Origin of the sequence: Humibacillus xanthopallidus (genome assembly GCF_044793955.1) — a bacterium.
In the GTDB taxonomy this organism is placed as follows: domain Bacteria; phylum Actinomycetota; class Actinomycetes; order Actinomycetales; family Dermatophilaceae; genus Humibacillus; species Humibacillus xanthopallidus_C.
On record NZ_CP084995.1, the window covers coordinates 1585297 to 1600346 of the forward strand.

General features: G+C 71.1%; 14 protein-coding genes. 11 read left to right on the forward strand and 3 right to left on the reverse strand.

The window, feature by feature from the left end; translation table 11 throughout:
- Positions 1 to 38 precede the first annotated feature (38 nt).
- On the reverse strand, positions 39 to 1511 hold the full coding sequence (locus tag LG278_RS07080) for a polysaccharide biosynthesis tyrosine autokinase (protein WP_404392314.1): 1473 nt from the start codon (positions 1509 to 1511) through the stop codon (positions 39 to 41).
- A gap of 113 nt (positions 1512 to 1624) precedes the next feature.
- Here LG278_RS07080 and LG278_RS07085 point away from each other — a divergent pair, with 113 nt between their 5' ends.
- The 8 genes from LG278_RS07085 to LG278_RS07120 all read left to right on the forward strand — a co-directional run bounded on the left by LG278_RS07085 (position 1625) and on the right by LG278_RS07120 (position 10149).
- A complete protein-coding gene (locus LG278_RS07085; protein WP_404392316.1) occupies positions 1625 to 3592 on the forward strand; it encodes a glycosyltransferase in 1968 nt (655 codons plus the stop codon).
- The gene (locus LG278_RS07090) at positions 3589 to 4941 is read left to right on the forward strand and encodes an O-antigen ligase family protein (RefSeq protein WP_404392318.1); all 1353 of its coding nucleotides are present in this window, start codon (positions 3589 to 3591) and stop codon (positions 4939 to 4941) included. Before LG278_RS07085 ends, LG278_RS07090 begins: the two co-directional genes overlap by 4 nt.
- Positions 4938 to 6104, forward strand: coding sequence for a glycosyltransferase family 4 protein (locus tag LG278_RS07095; RefSeq protein WP_404392320.1), 1167 nt, complete (start codon positions 4938 to 4940; stop codon positions 6102 to 6104). The genes LG278_RS07090 and LG278_RS07095 overlap by 4 nt, the downstream gene beginning before the upstream one ends.
- The gene (locus LG278_RS07100) at positions 6101 to 7120 is read left to right on the forward strand and encodes a glycosyltransferase family 4 protein (RefSeq protein ID WP_404392322.1); all 1020 of its coding nucleotides are present in this window, start codon (positions 6101 to 6103) and stop codon (positions 7118 to 7120) included. Before LG278_RS07095 ends, LG278_RS07100 begins: the two co-directional genes overlap by 4 nt.
- Positions 7121 to 7132: 12 nt before the next feature.
- A complete protein-coding gene (locus tag LG278_RS07105) occupies positions 7133 to 8275 on the forward strand; it encodes a glycosyltransferase (protein WP_404392324.1) in 1143 nt (380 codons plus the stop codon).
- Positions 8272 to 9057 carry a hypothetical protein gene (locus LG278_RS07110; RefSeq protein WP_404392326.1) on the forward strand — a complete coding sequence of 262 codons (786 nt, stop codon included), beginning with the start codon at positions 8272 to 8274 and terminating at the stop codon, positions 9055 to 9057. Before LG278_RS07105 ends, LG278_RS07110 begins: the two co-directional genes overlap by 4 nt.
- Complete coding sequence (locus LG278_RS07115) at positions 9054 to 9425, forward strand: hypothetical protein (RefSeq protein ID WP_404392328.1); 372 nt, start codon at positions 9054 to 9056, stop codon at positions 9423 to 9425. The genes LG278_RS07110 and LG278_RS07115 overlap by 4 nt, the downstream gene beginning before the upstream one ends.
- Before the next feature lie 118 nt (positions 9426 to 9543).
- Positions 9544 to 10149, forward strand: coding sequence for a hypothetical protein (locus LG278_RS07120; protein ID WP_404392330.1), 606 nt, complete (start codon positions 9544 to 9546; stop codon positions 10147 to 10149).
- 136 nt (positions 10150 to 10285) lie between these two features.
- On the opposite strand, the gene LG278_RS07125 is transcribed toward LG278_RS07120, so the two are convergent.
- Positions 10286 to 11275, reverse strand: coding sequence for a MauE/DoxX family redox-associated membrane protein (locus LG278_RS07125; RefSeq protein WP_404392332.1), 990 nt, complete (start codon positions 11273 to 11275; stop codon positions 10286 to 10288).
- A gap of 98 nt (positions 11276 to 11373) precedes the next feature.
- Between LG278_RS07125 and LG278_RS07130 the strand changes: the two genes are divergently transcribed.
- Positions 11374 to 12174 (forward strand): exodeoxyribonuclease III, encoded by an 801-nt coding sequence (locus LG278_RS07130; protein WP_404392334.1) that lies wholly within the window; start codon positions 11374 to 11376, stop codon positions 12172 to 12174.
- 88 nt (positions 12175 to 12262) lie between these two features.
- Entirely contained in the window at positions 12263 to 13291 is a 1029-nt protein-coding gene (gene trpS / locus LG278_RS07135) for a tryptophan--tRNA ligase (protein ID WP_404392336.1), read from the forward strand.
- Here the strand turns inward: trpS and LG278_RS07140 are convergent.
- Positions 13274 to 14449, reverse strand: a complete 1176-nt coding sequence (locus tag LG278_RS07140) for a glycosyltransferase family 4 protein (protein WP_404392337.1) — start codon at positions 14447 to 14449, stop codon at positions 13274 to 13276. The genes trpS and LG278_RS07140 overlap by 18 nt on opposite strands.
- 68 nt (positions 14450 to 14517) lie before the next feature.
- Between LG278_RS07140 and LG278_RS07145 the strand changes: the two genes are divergently transcribed.
- Positions 14518 to 15048, forward strand: coding sequence for a 2'-5' RNA ligase family protein (locus LG278_RS07145; protein WP_404392339.1), 531 nt, complete (start codon positions 14518 to 14520; stop codon positions 15046 to 15048).
- Positions 15049 to 15050: the final 2 nt, after the last annotated feature.

The window sequence follows — 15050 nt, forward strand, 5'->3', positions numbered from 1 at the left end:
GGCCGAGCAGCCAGCTCCACCCTGCCGTCGGGCGAGGATCAGGTGCTGCTGTGGCGGACCGCCCGAGTCGCGCGGTCGGTGCGGGCCTTGCGCTCGCTGCGCGTGAGCTTGGTGCCCACCTCGCGGTTCTGGCCGTAGTAGCCGTAGCGGTGAGCTGTCGAGCTGGCGGGCACCATGTTGAGGGCGAAGCCGGCGACCGGCGCGTCGACGGTCTCGAGAGACTGCACCGCGCTCGCGAGGTCGCGCTTGCTCGTGCGGTCGGCTGCCACGACCATGATGAGGCCGTGGGTGAGCTTGTTGATGAGCACGGCGTCGATGACCGGCACGACCGGCGGGCTGTCGACGAGGATGAAGTCGAAGTCGTGCGACAGCTTGCCGAAGAGCGTCTCCATCGGCTCGGACCCGAGCAGCTCACTGGGGTTCGGCGGGACCGGACCCGAGGGGAGCACGTGCAGGCTGGTCTCGCGCCAGCGCTGGATGACGTCGGCGGGATCAGCGTGGCCGAGCAGGAGGGTGGTCAGACCGAAGGAGCCGTCGAGTCCCATCGAGGTCGCCACAGACGGGTTGCGCAGGTCGCCGTCGATGAGCAGCACCTTGGAGCCTGCGTCGGCCATCGCCATCGCGAGGTTGATCGTCGTGGTCGTCTTGCCCTCGCCGGGCACCGAGGAGGTGATGACGAAGGAGTGACCGCCGGTGGTCACGTCGACGAAGAGCATGTTGGTGCGCAGACGCCGGATCGACTCGGCGTGCCGCCCGTGCGGGTCGCTCTCGATCGTCAGCAGACCGTCGCGGGGGGCCTTGACGACCGGGATGTCGCCGAGGATCGGCCGCGGGGAGAGGGCCTTGATGTCGTCCTCGCTGCGCACCTTGGTGTCGAGGGCGTGCGCGAGGAGGGCAAGCCCGATCCCGAGCGCGAGGCCGAGGAGACCACCGAGCATGAGGTTGCGCTTCGCGTTGGGAGAGGAGGGTGCGCCGGGCACCTGGGCCTCGGCGATCGTCTGCGACTGCACGGCCTGGCCGTTGGCGGCGAGCAGCGGTGCGAACTTCGCCGTGGCCACCTCGGCGAGGATCGGGCCGGCTGCGTTGGCGATGCGCGCGGCGGTGACCGGGTCGCCGTCGGTCGCCGTGATCGTCATCATGTTGGAGGTGAGCGAGACGTCTGCGGCCACGGCCACCGGCGCGTTGGGCTGCAGACCCAGGGTCTGGCGCAACGGTGCGATGACCGAGGGGGCGTTGAGGACGTCGACGTAGGTCGCGAGGTCGTTGGCGCCGATCGCGTAGGCACCCACCTTCTCGCCGGTCGCCGACTCGGGCTGGGTGGCCGACAGGTAGATCTTGGCGCTGGCCGTGTAGACGGCAGGCGTCATCATCGTCTGCACGGCCGTTGCCGCGATCACGGTGAGCAGTGTCAACGCGATGATCCGCCAACGTGCCACCAGAACGCTGAGGAAATCCCGGAACGTCACCTTGCCCCCGGCCCAACTCGACAGTACGTGCGAGCATCCTCCCATAGGATTCGAGGGGTTGTGCCGGGTCCGAGACATCGTGGGCATCGAGCGGTGCACGACGGGATCGGGCCGGGAGCGAACGAGAGCGGGGTGGGTGACCCATGCGGATACTGAGGGTGTCCCACAGCGCCGTCGTCGACTCCTGGCGCGAGCGCGAGCGGGTGCTTCGCGGCCTCGGTCACCGCGTCGACCTCGTGTCCGCAGCCCGCTGGCACGAGGGGGGCCGGGAGGTCTCGCTCGTGGCACGTCCCGACGAGGACGTCGTCGCCGCCCGGACCCTCGGTCGTCACCCCGCTCTCTTCGTGTACGACCCCCGCCCGCTCTGGACGGCGTTGGGCCGCCCGGTCGACGTCATCGACGTGCACGAGGAGCCCTTCGCCCTCGCGACGGCGGAGATCCTGCTGCTGCGATGGCTGCGACGGCAACGCGCCCCCTACGTGCTCTACACCGCTCAGAACATCGACAAGCGCTACCCCGTGCCGTTCCGCTGGATCGAGCGGGCCGCGCTGCGAGGGGCTGCGGGCGTCAGCGCGTGCAACGCGACCGCGGCACGCATCGCCGAGCGCAAGGGCTTCCCCGGCAGGGCCGCCACGATCGGCCTCGGCACCGACCTGGCCAGCTTCCGCCCTGCCGACGCTGACGATGGCCCCCGCACGTCCGACGGCCCCGTCGTGGGGTATGCCGGCCGGCTCGACCCAGCCAAGGGCGTCGACGTGCTGCTGCGGGCCGCAGCCATCGACCCCACCCTGCACGTCCGCCTCGTCGGCGACGGCCCGGAGCGGGCGGCGCTCGCCGCGCTCGCCGACGACCTCGCGGTCGCCGAGCGGGTCGAGTTCATCGGGTCGCTCGCCGCGGAGGCGCTGCCGGAGTTCTACCAGTCGCTCGACGCCCTTGCCGTGCCGTCCCTGACGACCGCGAGCTGGGTCGAGCAGTTCGGGCGGGTCGCCCTCGAGGCGATGGCCTGCGGCACGCCGGTGGTGGTCAGCGACAGCGGAGCCCTGCCCGGTGTCGTCGACGGCGCCGCCGTCGTCGTGCCGGAGGGCGACCCCGCAGCCCTGGCCAAGGGACTCCAGGAGGCGACCCGAGACCCGGTGGTGCGCTCCCGGCTGCGGGCCGACGGACTCCGCCGCGCTGAACGCAGCTCCTGGCAGCGGGTCGCCGCGGCCTACGAGCAGCTCTACCGGCGGGCCACCCACGCGCCTTCCGAGGCCGATCGACCGCTCGAGGTCGTGGTCGTCGCCTACGGCCAGCCGGCGCTGCTCGCTCGCGCACTGGCTCCGCTCGACGGGCTCACCGTCACCGTCGTCGACAACTCCTCCTCGCCCGAGGTGAGAGCCGTCGTCGAGGGCACCGCGGCGCGTTATGTGGACCCGGGCCGCAACGGCGGTTTTGCGGCGGGGGTCAACGAGGGCCTGCGTCACGCCGATCCGCGCGCCGACGTGCTCCTCGTCAATCCGGATGCCGTCATCGACCGGTCAGCCATCGAGACGCTGCGCGCCGCCCTCGCCTCCGACGGCAGTCTGGCCAGTGTGGGTCCTGCACAGTTCGACGCCGAGGGGCGGCCGTCCAGGGTCGAGTGGCCGTTCCCGTCGCCGCTGGGCACCTGGGTCGACGCCGTGGGTCTGGCCCGGTGGCGTCGGAGCACCTACGTCATCGGATCGGTCCTGCTGCTGCGCCGCGAGGCACTCGACCACGTCGGACCCTTCGACGAGGAGCGCTTCTTCCTCTATGCCGAGGAGACCGACTGGGCCTACCGTGCCGCGCGGCTCGGTTGGCGACATCGCGTGGTCGACGAGGTGCACGTCGAGCACGAAGGTGCAGCCACGAGCACCGACGACGCGCGCCGGGAGGGCCACTTCCTGGCCGCCCACGAGATCTATCTCCGCAAGCACCACGGCACCCTCGGGTGGCAGGTGAGCCGGGCCGGCAACGTCATCGGCTCGGTGGTGCGCGCCGCACTGCTCCGCGGTGACGGCCGGCGCGCGGCTCGCGACCGGGCCCTGCTCTACCTGCGCGGGCCGGCACGGCTCGAGAGCCGACCCCTGGACTCGGGCCACGCCTCTTCGACAGTGGTCGCGCCGTGAATGCGTCGGCGCCCGAGCGGGTGCGCGAGGTCCTGCGGGAGGAACGGACCCTGCATGTGCTCCTCGTCGCGGGGGCCGTGGTGCTCGCGCTGGTCGTGGCGCGGCTGTCGGTGACGATGCCGGAGGCCGCCATCGTCATCGCTGTGGCCGTGCTGGCGATCGGCGTCACGGCCCTGCAGCCCGGGCTCATCCCGTTGGTGAGTCTCCCCTTCCTGCTCGTCGTCCTGCGGGTCGGCACCGGCGGGATCGACCTGTCGCTGTCGGACTTCGCCCTGGCTGCCGCCGCGCTTCCCGCGCTCTTCATGGCGCGGCGCCCCTTCGCTCCCGGCCTCCGAGCCGTCCTCTGGGCCTCCGTCTTCTACCAGTTCACGACGCTCATGGCCGTCGTCAACAACCCGTATGCCGCCAACGCGGTCGAGTGGGCCCACGCCTGGCTGTTGGTCGCTGGGGGGCTCCTCGTCGGCTGGGCCGTCGGCGCCAACGGGCACGGACGGACAGGCGTGCGGCTCCTCTACCTCACGATCGGCCTGCTCGCCCTCATCACCGTCGTCGAGGGCCTGATCCAGTTCGCCCAAGGTGATTTCGAACCGGTCTATCCCAGCTTCCCCTTCGCCATGCACAAGAACTTCGCAGGCACGCTCTGCGGCCTGGGAGCCGCGATGGTCTATGCGCGTCCCCGCTGGGCGGGCCTGGCGAGGCCCACGACGGTGATCCTCATGACCCTCCTGATCGGGGCCATGCTCTTCACGCAGTCGCGTCAGGCGGTCGTCGGTCTCGTCGGTGCCGTCTTCGTGCTCGTGCTCCGTTCCAACACCGACCGCAAGCGTTCCAAGCTCACGCTCCTGCTGCTGGTGCCGATCGTCGCGGTCCTGACCAACCTCGTGCAGGACCAGCTGAAGTCCGACAACCAGTTCAACTCCGCACTCCAGCGGCTGACCTGGTTCCAGGACTCGCTGACCGTCTGGAGCACCGATCCGTGGTTCGGTGTGGGGCTGCGCTGGTGGTACACCGACCGCTTTCCGTTCCAGTTCCAGCCACCCAACGCCGAGATCGAGGTGCTCACCTCGGCCGGCGTCGTGGGACTGGTGGGGTTCGTCGTGCTCATCGTCGTCTCCCTGCGCGTCGCCTGGAAGCTCGACCCCGTCTACGGCTCGCTCGCGGTCGCCGTGCTCGTCTCGCGCCTCGTGCAGGGTCAGTTCGACCTCTACTGGGCCGCCGTCCAGGCCTCGCTGCCCTTCGTCGTGCTCGGTCTGTGCCTCGGTGTCCAGCGGCACGCGGAGGAGACGGACGGGCCTCCGGCCGGCGGTCGCGACACCTCTGCAGCCAAGACGCCGGTGACCGTGCCATGACCGTGATCGTCCAGATCACCCCCGAGATCGGGCCGGGCACGGGGGTGGGTGCCGTGGCGCACCACCTCGAGCAGGAGTGGACCCGGCTGGGGCTCGACGTCCGGACCTTCGGAATGAAAGAGGCGGGCGGCGACTGGCTGCCGCAGCCCGGTGGGGGCGTGGGCGGTCGGCTGGCCCTCATGGCGCGCGTGGTCTGGTTCTCCACGGTCGGCACACGACGGGCCCGCGCGCATCTGCGGGCGCACCCCGAGCAGGTGTCGGTCTGCCACAACGATGTCGTCGCCGGCGACGTCTACGTCAACCACGGCATCGTCCAGGCGGCCATGCGTGCACGTGGGCACTACCGACTCCGGATGCTCCGCAACCCCCTCCACCTCTTCACGACGACCCGAGACCGGTGGCGTTACTCCCGACCCGGCACCCACCGGGTCGTAGTCAACCTCGTCAGCGCCGAGGAGTCGCTGTTGCGACAGAGCTACCCGAGGCTCGCGATCCCGACGGTGGTGATCGGCAACGGTGTCGACATCGAGCGCTTCCGTCCGCCCACATCCGACGAGCGCGGGGCCGCTCGCGCAGCCATCGGTCGCAGCGCCGACGACCGAGTCGTGCTCTTCATCGGCAACGAGTTCGGGCGCAAGGGTCTGCCCCTGCTCATCGCGGCGATGGCGGGGCTCGACGCACGCACCCATCTCCACGTCGTGGGTGGCACTCCTGACCTCATCGTCCAGGCGTCGTCGTCCACCGCCGCAGCAGCCGTCGAGGGCCGGGTGCACCTCGAGGGGCCTCACCCTGACCCCCGTCCGTGGCTGAGCGCCGCCGACGTGCTCGTGATGCCGAGCGCCTACGAGTCGTTCGGCCTCGTCGTCCTCGAGGCGCTCGCCTCCGGGGTGCCCGTGGTCGCGACGCCGACGGGATGCGTGCGGGACCTCGTCGTCGACGGCATCAACGGTGCCGTCGTCGACCCGACGCCGGGCGCGCTCGTGCGCGGCCTGAACGCAGTGCTCGCCGGTGACCGCAGTGCCCTCGCGAGGGCGGCGAGGGCCACGGCCGAGGAGCACTCCTGGGCGCGGGTGGCGCAGCGCTACCTCGACCTGCTGACCGAGGTGTGCGGCCTCGACCCGCGGGGAGCGGCTCGATCGGTCTCGGACGGGGGCCGCCCGTGAGGGTCCTCCACGCCGTGCGCTCGGACGCCTTCGCCGGGGTGGAGAGCCACGTGGCACGACTGGCCTGCGCCCAGGCGGCGACCGGTGACGACGTCGTGGTCATCGGTGGTGACCCTGAGCGCATGGCTGTCGCGGTCCGGGGCGCGGCACGACTCGTGCCGGCGACGACCGTCCGCGAGGTGATGACCTCGGTGCACCACTGGCGACGCGGTGCCGACGTCGTGCACGCCCACATGACCGCGGCCGAGATCGCGTCTGCGGCAGCCCTGCTCGGCACCCGCACGCCGCTGGTCGTGACCCGGCACTTCGCTCGCGTCCGGGGCAGCAACCCGGCCTCCACGCTGGCGGGCTCGTTGGCTGCAACGCGCGTCTCTGCCCAGGTCGCGATCAGCGAGCATGTCGCGCGGAGCATCGGGGGGGTGAGCACGGTCATCCACCCCGGCGTCCCGTCGACGGACTCGACGACCCTGGCCGCGCGGCGGCAGCGCGTCGTGCTCGTCGCGCAGCGCCTCGAGTCCGAGAAGGAGACCGATGTCGCGGTCACCGCCTTCGCCCGCTCGCGACTGGCCGACCACGGGTGGCGCCTCGAGCTCGCCGGTGATGGTGCGGAGCGAGCGCGCCTCGAAGCCCTGGCAGGGGGGCTCGGGGTCGCCTCCGCCACCGACTTCCTCGGTCACCGGAGCGATGTGACGCAGCTGATGCAGCGAGCCTCGGTGCTCCTCGCGCCGTGCCGGGTGGAGGGACTCGGACTCACCGTGCTCGAGGCGATGGCTGAGGCACTTCCGGTCGTCGCGGTGGGGGCCGGTGGTCACCTCGAGACTGTCGGCAGTGTGTCGGCCGCGGCCCTGCACCCGCCCGGGGATGCCGCCGCCGCAGCCTCGCTGCTGACTGCCCTTGCCCTGGACCCCGCGGCCCGCGACGCCTACGGCGCGGCGCTCCAACGAGCCCAACGCGAGCGCTTCACTCCTGCGCACCAAGCCGCCGAGACGGCGGCCGTCTATCGCGAGGTGGTGTGAGTGGACCTCGTCGTGACTTCCCTCGAGGCCTGGGACACGGTGTGGCGGCGCAACCAGCACCTGGTGGCCGGTCTGCTCCGGAGTGAGCCCGCGCTGCGCGTGCTGTTCGTCGAGCCGGCAACCGATCCGTTGCATGCGGGTCTGGGCGCCGGCCGGCCCCGGCGCGGACGGGGCCTTCGCTCTCACGAGGGGGACAGCATACGGGACGGGGCCCTCTGGCTGCTCGAGCCGACGAAGTGGCTGCCGCGCCGGGTCGACCGGTCCGTCGACGAACGGTGGGCGAGGCAGGTGGTGCGGGCAGCACGCGGGCTCGGCATGGGTGACCCCGTGCTCTGGGTCAACGACCCCCGGGGGGCCATGCTCGTCGAGGCAACGACGTGGCGCTCGCTCTATGACGTCACCGACGACTGGACCCTGGCGGATCGGCCGCCGGCCGAGACCGCACGCATCGAGGCCCAGGAGGACGTCCTGCTGTCGCGATGTGACGAGGTGGTCGTGTGCTCCCCGGCCCTCGCGAGAAGCAAGGGTGCCAGTCGCGCCGTCACGCTCATCCCCAACGGGGTCGACGCGGCGGCCTACTCCGCCGCACACCCGCGGCCCGGTGACCTCCCCGACGCCCCGGTCGCGTTGTATGCCGGCACCCTCCACGGTGACCGCCTCGACGTCGCGCTCTGCGCTCGCGTCGCCGAAACCCTCGCGGGTCGGGGACAGCTCGTGCTCCTCGGTCCCGACGCGTTGGAGGCCGCCCAGCGCAGCGCGCTCGAGGACGCGGGAGTCGTGCTCCTCGGGGCACGGCCGAGTGTCGAGGTCCCGGCCTACCTGCAGCACGCGGACGTGCTCGTCGTGCCGCACGTCGTGACGCCCTTCACCGACAGCCTCGACCCGATCAAGCTCTATGAGTACCAAGCGGCGGGACGGCCAGTCGTCTCGACTCCGGTGGCCGGGTTCCGTGACGCCGTCGACGACCTCGTGACGGTGGCCTCCGGGCCGAGCTTCGCAGCAGCGGTCGTCGAGCGCGCCACCACCGCTGGAGCGTCGGAGACGGGACCGGGACCAGGGGGCGACCGCGAGCGGATGGCGCTCATCGACTGGTCGCGTCGGGTCGACCAGATGTCAGTGGTCCTCACACGCCTGCGGACCGGGGGGTCGGGGTGAACGCGCAGGCGGTGGGCTCGGTCCTGCACGTGCGGGCCTTGGGCATCACGGTGGCCATCGACGTCGCCGACGATGCTCTCGTCGAGCCACTCGAGCACGCGTGGGAAGCGGTGCTGACGGAGCCGGCGACCGGGTGCCCCACGGTGCGCACCCCCGAGCCGCTGACCGACGGCGTCGCCCGCACCGACGACGAGCGCGCGTCCACGCTGAGCCACATCACCCAGGAGGTGACCCGGGCGGCGATCGGGGCGAGGGCGGGGGAGCTGTTCATGTTCCACGCAGGTGCCCTCAGCGACCAGGCGTCAGGTGCTGCGATCGCCTTCGTCGCGCCGGGGGGGACGGGCAAGACGACCCTCGTACGCACCCTGGGTGCCGGGCGAGGCTACGTGACCGACGAGACGGTGGGCGTGCGGGCCGACCTCGAGATCGAGCCCTACAGCAAGCCGTTGTCGGTGCGCCGGCCCGACCTCGGCGGACCCAAGGACGAGACCTCACCCCTCGCGCTCGGGCTGGAGGTGCCGCGGGTGACGCCATGGTTGGCGGGCATGGTCGTGCTGCAGCGTGACCTGGACCCCGGCGCACCCGTGACCGTGGAGCAGGTCGACCCGCTGGACGCCCTGGTCATGCTGGGGCCCGAGACATCGTCGCTGGCGCTGCTGGATCGTCCGCTGCACGCGCTGTCGGAGCTGTTGCACGAGATCGGCGGGCTGCGCGTCGTCCGCTATCACGATGCGGCCGATCTCGAGCCTCTGGTGCGCGACGTCCTGGGGGTCACCCGATGACAGCGTCGACGGACGCCACCGAGGACGCGGGGGCCGGGGGCGTTGCGGGCGCGGGGATCGGCGTCGACGGATGGGCGGGCTCATCGGTCGTGACCGCTGGTCCGGTCGTCGACCGATTCGAGACCGATGACGGCATCGTCGTCATGGTCGCGTCGGGCGCCGCGCACCGGATCGTGCGGCTCTCTCCACTGGGGCAAGCCCTTCTCGATGCGGTCGGTGACGTGACCACCCTGGGCGAGCTCGAAGCCGCGATGCTCGAGCAGCTGGGTCCGCCGCCGGACGGAGATCTGGCGGGAGCGGTGCTCTCTGCCGTGCACGGGCTGGTCGATACAGGGCTCTTGAGCGTGTCCCCACCAACGTCAATGTGACGCAATCGTGACAATCCTGCGCCGGACCGAGCAGTGGATTTCCGTGCCACGGGCCTGCTGAGGTGCGGTATGTTGTCTGCGTTCTTGGGGGTTCAGTCTTCGAGTGGGGGATTCATCCATGTCGCACAACCATGGCGTCAGCTCGACGCCTCCGAGCCGACGCTCGGTCGTCAAGGGCGCTGCCTGGGCCGTGCCGGCCGTCGTCGTCGCCAGCGCGGCGCCGACCGTTGCCGCCTCGCAAGGGCTCCTGACGCTCAACGGCAACGCCTGCAAGTTGCCCGGCAACTCGCAGTCCACGTTCAAGGGCTACGTCTTCGAGCTCAAGGGCAACAACGTCCTCGGACCCAACCCGCGTGACGCGGTCATCGTCATCACCGGGATCACGGTCTCAGACACGCCCGACCTCGGCGTCTTCAAGGTCGTCATCCCGGCCGGCAACCCGTCGTGCTCGTGCGCGGGTGCGTGCGCGCTGGACCCGAACACCTCGTTCTGCACGCCGGACGGCACCCTGAACCAGCAGGTGCTGATCTACACCTCTGCAGACGTGACGGGCAACAGCGCCTCGTCCACCGTCACGGTGAGTTACAGGGTCTACGACTGCAACAACCTGGCAACCTGCCCCGCGCCGGGTCCTGTGCAGACGACGTCCGCCACTCTTGGTGGCACTCCGCCGGTTCAGGGCGCTTCCTGTCTCATTCCGGGCGCCGAGGCGAACCAGCCGTAAGGAATCTGCATCTTCTGATCATCACGAACGCGCGGCTGCCTCTCGGCGGCCGCGCGTTCTTCCGTCGGAGTCAGTTGTGGCGGACAGTCTGCGGGTGGGGCATCCTTCGTCACCCTGCACGTGTTGAGCCACCCGCTCAGGTCAGCGCACCGAGCTCAGCGCGGATGTCCTCGACGAACTCTGGCACCGCCACGTTTCCGACGATCGGGCCGCCCGCGAGAAGTCCATCCGCTCCCAGAAGGACGGCAGAGGGTGTGCGCAGGTCGAAGGTTTCGTAGATGAGCCCGTCAGTGTCGTGCACGCTGATGGGGTGCTCGATCGACGTCAGAGCCGTCGACTCCGGGCCGAAGCGCAGCACGAGGCGCACGTCGAGCTGCGGCAGCTGCTCGCGCCAGGTCGGCACGGCAGCGATCACCGGCTCGCAGCTGCCGCAACTCTCGGAGACGTAGAGCAGCAACTGCGGTCGCTCGGCGCTCAACCCCCGCAAGGTCGTGCTCGTCCCGTCGGCGAGGGTGACCGGCACCGCCGGTGTGCGCACGCGGAGGTAGTCGCCCTCTTCGACGGCCAGCTCACCGACGGCGTCAGCGCTCGCGCCCGCCGGTGAGTCCGAGCCCAGGCCGACGACCAGCAGCACGGTGACGGCGGCTGCCGCTGCCGCCAGCAGCCACGCCCACGGCGCCGTGCCGTCGATGACCCGGCTCAGCAGCGACTCCCCGCTCAGCGCCACGAGGACCGAGACGACCGCCAGGGCCAGCAGCCAGGTGTTGCGCCACACCGTGACCCGGGTGATGCGGCCGGGGCCCAGGCTGCCGAAGCATGCGCAGTCGACATCGGTGTCGAAGCCCCGGGCGCGGATGACGAGCGCCAGGTAGGCAGCGAAGAGCGCCAGCACGGCGAGAGAGACGACGACACCGACCCAGCCACCGACGGTCACCAGAGCGAGCCCGAGCACGATCTCGACCCACGGCAGTGCCCGGACCACGGGCGGCGCGGACAGCGGCCGGGGCACTCGCAGCGCCGTGAACGCCTGCGCGGACGCCGCGGGAGACCGCAGCTTGCCCACCGCGCTGACGACGAGCACGACGGCGAGGATCGCTGGAGCGATGGCGAGAGCATCTGTGGGCACAGCGCATTCTAGGCAGCCGAACCCGTCCGACGGTCACGCTCACGAAGGATTGGACCCCCGCACCGTCCCCCTCAGCCCGGTCGGCCACAATCGGCGGCATGCGCATCATCTCGGTCAACGTCAACGGCATCCGGGCGGCTGCCCGTCGCGGGGCCGTGGCCTGGCTGCGGTCTGCCGACCCCGACGTGCTCTGCCTGCAGGAGGTGCGCGCGAGCGACGCAGAGCTCGGCAAGGTGCTCTCCGAGGCGGGCTGGGCGCACTGGTCGGTCGCGCACACCGAAGGCTCGGCCAAGGGCCGCGCGGGCGTGGCCGTCGTGAGCCGCGACCCCCACCGGGGGGTGACGATCGGGCTCGCCGGTGGTGCCTTCGCGGACGCCGGCCGATGGGTCGAGGCCGAGCTCGAGACCGACTCCGGTCCGGTGACGATCGCCTCGACCTACGTCCACACCGGGGAGGCGGGCACAGCGCGCCAGGAGGAGAAGTACTCCTTCCTCGACGCGATGACCCAGCGCCTGGCGCGGGCTTCACGGTCGGGCGAGCGCATGGTCGTCACGGGCGACCTCAACATCGCGCACCGGGAGGTCGACCTCAAGAACTGGAAGGGCAACCTGCGCAAGTCCGGCTTCCTCGAGGGGGAGCGTGCCCACCTCGACGCGTGGCTCGACGAGGGGGGCTGGGTCGACGTGGTGCGCCGAGCCGCAGGTGCAGGACCCGGGCCCTACACGTGGTGGTCGTGGCGCGGCAAGGCGTTCGACAACGACTCCGGCTGGCGCATCGACTACCAGCTCGCCTCGGCGACCCTCGCCCCGACGGTCACTGCCGCGTGGGTCGGCCGCGCCCCGACGTATGCCGCTCGGTGGAGCGACCATGCCCCCGTGGTCGTGGACTACGACGTCTGAGCCCGCCGGACGGCATACCGACGAGGTGGGCAGGGGAGCTGACCGAACCGGTTGGGGACGAACGTGTGCCATGGGCCAGAATGCAGCCATGCCTTCGACCGCACCGCCGACGCACCAGCCCCGCAGCCTGTCCGGCATGCAGCCCACGAGCGACTCGCTGCACCTGGGCAACTACATCGGTGCCCTCGTGGAGTGGGTCAAGCTGCAGGAGACCCACGACGCCTTCTACTTCGTGGCCGACCTGCACGCCCTGACGGTCTCGCCCGACCCGGCCGTGCTCCGTGAGCGGACCCGCCTCACGGCGGCGCAGTTCATCGCCGGTGGTGTCGACCCGTCACGGTCGGTCCTCTTCGTGCAGAGCCACATCGCGCAGCACACCGAGCTGTCGTGGGTGCTCTCCTGCCTCACCGGCTTCGGCGAGGCAGGTCGCATGACGCAGTTCAAGGACAAGTCCGCCAAGGGCGCCGGCCCCAACGTCGGGCTCTTCACCTACCCGGTGCTGCAGGCCGCCGACATCCTCATCTACGACGCCAACGTCGTGCCCGTGGGGGAGGACCAGCGCCAGCACCTCGAGCTCTCACGCGACCTCGCCGGCCGCTTCAACGCCCGCTTCGGCGACACGCTCGTCGTGCCGGAGCCGCACATCATGAAGGCCACCGCCAAGATCCAGGACCTGCAGGACCCGACGTCCAAGATGAGCAAGTCGGCCGCGACCGACACCGGCCTGATCAGCCTGCTCGAGGACCCGGCCCGCACCGTCAAGAAGATCAAGTCGGCCGTCACCGACACCGAGCGCGAGATCCGCTTCGACGTCGACGCCAAGCCCGGCGTCTCCAATCTTCTGTCGATCCACGCGGCCCTGTCTGGCACGCCGATGGACGAGCTCGAGGCTGCCTATGAGGGCAAGGGCTACGGCGACCTCAAGAAGGACGTCGCCGAGATCGTCGTCGGAGCCATCACGCCGTTCCGCGAGCGCACCCTCGAGCTGATGGCCGACCCCACCGAGCTCGACCGCATCCTCGCCGACGGCGCCGAGCGCGCCCGGGCCGTTGCGGAGGCCACCGTGAGACGGGTCTACGACCGCGTCGGACTGCTGCCCTCAGCGAGCCGCGCCTAGTCGCTCCAGGCCGTCGAGCAGGGCCGTGTGGCTGCGCTCCCACGTGAACGAGCGCCCGTGCGCGGTCGCCGTGCCGCGCGCCGCCTCCACCGCGGCGGGAGTCAACGTCGTCAGCTCGCGGACCCAGCCCGCGACCGTGGGCTCGACGAGTCGGCCGGCACTCCCCAGCACCTCCGGGAGCGCGCCGGAGCGGTTCGCGAGCACGAGGGCGCCGGAGGCCATCGCTTCGAGGGGCACCATCCCGAAGGGCTCGGCCCTCGATGGCACGGCCACGACGTCTGCCCACCGATAGAGCTCCCCGACGCCCTCCTGCAGCCGATAGGGCTCGAAGGCGATCGGCGCCCGCACGGAGCCCGCGATCGAACGGAGCCCTCGCTCGTAGTCGCTCAGGTCCTCGGTGTCGCGCAGCTCCGAGCTGCCCACGATGCGGGTCTCGAAGCGCTCGGCGTGACGACCCATCGCGGCGAGCGCCTCGAGCAGGAGGTGCACGCCCTTGTGCGGCGCCACCTGCCCGACGAAGAGCAGTCGCAGTGGCGTGTCGGGCAGTCGTGGCTCGCGCGTCACGGCCGGGAACCGCTCGAGGTCGACCCCGTTGGGCACGGTCACGAGCTTCTCCTGGTCGAACCACGACCGGCGCCGCACGCCCTCAGCCATGAAGTCACTCACCGACACGAGGGCGTCGGCGTAGCGCAGGAGGTGGGTCAGCTCGGGCCGCAGCACCGAGCCCGAGATGGCGTTGTGCAGGTGCAGGGCGATCCGGGTGGACCGCGGCAGCTGCCGACGAAAGAGCGGCAGTGACGTCACGGCATAGTGCCCTTCATGCACGATCACCCAGTCGGGCGGGTCGGTCGCGAGGGCCCGGGCGGCAGGCTCGAAGAGCTTCGCCGCGTGCGGACGCTCGAGCAGCAGGGCGCCGAGCGCCCAGTCCTGGCGATACTCGGCCGTCGTGAAGTGCGTCCTCGGGCAGTTCTCGGTGTAGTCGACGGGCACCGTCGTCGCGTCCGGGTAGGTCGCCTCGCGGTTGTGCGAGGTGACGACCGTCGACCGTCCACCTCGACGCGCGTGCTCGTGGGTCAGGGCGCGCACGACGTGAGCCACCGAGCTGCCGTCACCCGCGAGCGGCATGGGAACGTGGGCCAGGTGCGGGAGCTCGCTCATCGCCGCCAGCGTATCGCCGAGACCCCTCGGCTCGGCTTGGCACGGCAAGGTTCGATACCGTCGGCTCCGTGACGTTAGCGCCCGCCATGACCATCGGCGTCTCGATCCCGATCCCCGACCCGCACGGCGACTACCTCCAGTCGCGCCGGGCCGATTTCGGCGATCCGGCGGCCTGGGACATCCCGGCGCACATCACGTTGCTTCCGCCGACATCGGTCGACGAGGCGACGTATGCCGCTTTCCTCGACCACTGCCGCTCGGTGGCCTCCGCGCATGCCGCCTTCGACGTGGTGCTGCGTGGCACCGGCACGTTCCGTCCGCTCTCCGACGTCGTCTTCATCCAGGTCGCCAAGGGCGTGTCGGCCTGCGAGGCCCTCGAGGTCGAGCTGCGGGGCGGCCCGGTGCGACGTGATCTCGAGTTCTACTACCACCCGCACGTCACCGTCGCGCACAACGTCGGGGAGGTGGCGCTCGACCGGGCGTTCGCCGAGCTGGCCGACTACTCGGTGGCCTTCCGGGTCGGGGCGTTCCACCTCTACGAGCTGGGCAGCGACGCCGTGTGGCGTCCGGTGCACGAGTTCGAGCTGTCGGGGGGTTGATG